Origin of the sequence: Nocardia asiatica NBRC 100129 (assembly GCF_000308415.1) — a bacterium.
GTDB classification, from domain to species: domain Bacteria; phylum Actinomycetota; class Actinomycetes; order Mycobacteriales; family Mycobacteriaceae; genus Nocardia; species Nocardia asiatica.
In genome coordinates this window covers 1-2,429 of sequence record NZ_BAFS01000364.1, presented here as the reverse complement: position 1 = coordinate 2,429, position 2,429 = coordinate 1, and the positions used below count along the sequence as shown (strand labels likewise).

The 2,429-nt window shown below is 67.5% G+C and carries 3 protein-coding genes; 2 read left to right on the top strand and 1 reads right to left on the bottom strand.

Features of this window, described 5'->3' with window-relative positions; all coding sequences use genetic code 11:
- The coding region (locus ON27_RS29465; RefSeq protein WP_169334541.1) for a tetratricopeptide repeat protein at positions 1-826 on the bottom strand (826 nt) is incomplete at its 3' end.
- Positions 827-1,078: 252 nt separating this feature from the next.
- Between ON27_RS29465 and ON27_RS29460 the strand changes: the two genes are divergently transcribed.
- Positions 1,079-1,330 (top strand): hypothetical protein, encoded by a 252-nt coding sequence (locus ON27_RS29460; protein ID WP_245560286.1) that lies wholly within the window; start codon positions 1,079-1,081, stop codon positions 1,328-1,330.
- 6 nt (positions 1,331-1,336) lie between these two features.
- Positions 1,337-2,248 (top strand): hypothetical protein, encoded by a 912-nt coding sequence (locus ON27_RS29455; RefSeq protein WP_043734909.1) that lies wholly within the window; start codon positions 1,337-1,339, stop codon positions 2,246-2,248.
- The last annotated feature ends 181 nt before the right edge of the window (positions 2,249-2,429 follow it).

Genomic DNA, 2,429 nt, shown 5'->3' with positions numbered 1-2,429 from the left:
GCAGATCGGCGACCACCCCACCATGCTCGAACCGCGCCCGGTACCCGTTGCCAAGGCCGCACAGAAACCTCGCCCGGTTGAGGTGACCGTCCGTTGTCGTGGCCACCGCCTGCCTAGCTGCCTCGATCGCGCGGTCGAGGTCGGCGATCGCCCCACCATGCTCGAACCGCACCCAGTACGCGATACCGAGGTTGGACAGGCGCCCCGCCCGTGTGGGGGAGTCGTCCGAGGTGGTGGCCACTGCCTGTTTACCGGCCTCGATCGCGCGGTCCAGGTCAGCGATCGCCCCTCCGTGCTCGAACCGCGCCTGGTAGGCGTTGCCAAGGTTGGACAGGAACCTCGCCTGGTCGGGGTGGTGGCCGGCCGGTGTGGCTGCCAGGGCCGCGGTGAGCAGGCTGATGGAGGCGTGGATAAGGACCGGATCGGTCGTGGTTTCAGCATGGCTCAGCATCCGGGTAGCGAGATCGGCTTGGGCGGAGGCCTCCGCAGAAACACCAAGGACCACGCGCAGCGGCTCGGGGATCGCCTCGAGGTACTGGGCCAGGGCCCCCAGGAATACGATGGCGCGGGCCAACTCCGGAAGATTCCGGTCGGCGGGTAGGGCGTCGTGTCTACAGAAGTGCAGCCATCCCAGGGCGTGATGAGCTGCTGCCAATCGCCGGTTGCCTTCGGGCGCGAGGTGATCACCGTCGGCCGGTTGCGCGGCGTGCCACAGCATGGCGGCCTCAGCCAGCGCCGAGTCACTCAGGACGGTTTCGGCACGACGTAAGCGGTGGTATGTGGTGATTCGCTGTTGGATCCGCGTTAGCCGCTCATCGAACGACACGCCAGAATCCCCCCGTTTCTTGTATGACATTGTGATTCTGCCATTTTCGCATGCGCATGGTTGGTGGAATCATCGAGTGCGCGTGAAGGGCCTTACCTCACGCCACTGCCGCGGCTGCCGCAGTGGTCGATGTTCATGCGGGAGAAGGGGAGTCGGTTGGAGCGGCTTGAACGGGCGGTGCTGTCGATGCTGTGTAGGGAGTTGGAGTCGCTACGGACAGAGTGTGCGTTACAGCCCGAACCTCGCCGAGAGTTGCTGGCACGCATCGAAATCGAGGCGAGGGCACGGCGGCCGATCCTGCCTCTGCTGGCCCAGTTGGTCGGTACCAGCCAGCAAGAAACCCGGCAGATGATCGCCGTTGGCCTGCCCGGGTTCGGTGGCGGGCACGCGGACGAGGAATCCTTCGGCTGCCCCGACCATGCCTGCGACCGCGTGTGTGTCCCCCTGCCGGCAGGGCCGGTGCCGCGCTGCGTGATCACCGACACCCCGATGCGGCGACAGTAGACGCCGGTGGGCACCTTCTTCCAGGAACTGGCCAAAAAACTTGCCGAACGATGGCTCACCCTGCTGGCCATTCCAGGCGCCCTGTTCATTGCGGCCGCCGGGATCGGGATACGGTTGGGACAGCACCACGCCCTCGACTACCCCCGGTTACGGAGGGCCGCAACCGATCTCACCGCTTGGATCGCCCGGCAACCCCCCGGCAGCCAAGCCGCCGCGCTGATCGCGGTGCTGCTGGCCGCCGCGGGCGTCGGGCTGGCGGTGCAGGCACTGGCGGGAGTGACCCGAATGGTGTGGCTGGGCCCCTGGCCCCGCCTGCTGACCCCGGTGCAGCGCCGACGCGTCGCCAGCCGACGCCGCCGCTGGCTCACCCTGGTCAACCAGCGGCGCACACTGCAACAGGCCTATCCGCCCGCGTCCCGCACCCTCGATCAGCAACGCGACATCGACACCGCCGCCAGACAAGTGAACCGGCTCGCCCTGGCCGAACCCGGGCGACCGACCTGGATGGGTGACCGCATCCACGCCCTCGAACAGATTGCCCTGGACCGCTACGGGCTCGACCTGACCTTCGCCTGGCCCCGCCTCTGGCTCGTCCTCCCCGACACCACCCGCACCGAAATCACCACCGCCAACGCCGCTTTCGCCGCCGCAGCAGCCACCGGCACCTGGGCCTGGCCCTATCTGCTCCTCGGCGTCCTGTGGTGGCCCGCCGCTGCCATTGGCGTCGGGATCGGTGTCATCGGGTGGGTTCACGCCCGTGCCGCTGTCACCGATCTGACCGCTGTGTCCGAAGCCGCCCTCGACTTGCACGGCCGCACGCTGGCTGTTGCTCTTGGTGTCGCTGAACCCGACCGCGCCGGGCCGATCACCCTCGCCGAGGGTCAACAGCTCACCGCCCTCATCCGCAAAGGACGCTAACCTCTACCGAGCCAGCTCATCCCGCACCTCCGAACGAACGCAACGCCTTCCGATCACCACTATCGGCTGCCAGGATGTTATGCGCGGTAATGCCGCCTACCACGCTGAGCGAAGCGGCCACGTTGTGGTAGCTGGCGGGCCAGACCGATTGCGGCTGAGAACATCCGGTGGTGCCGATCAG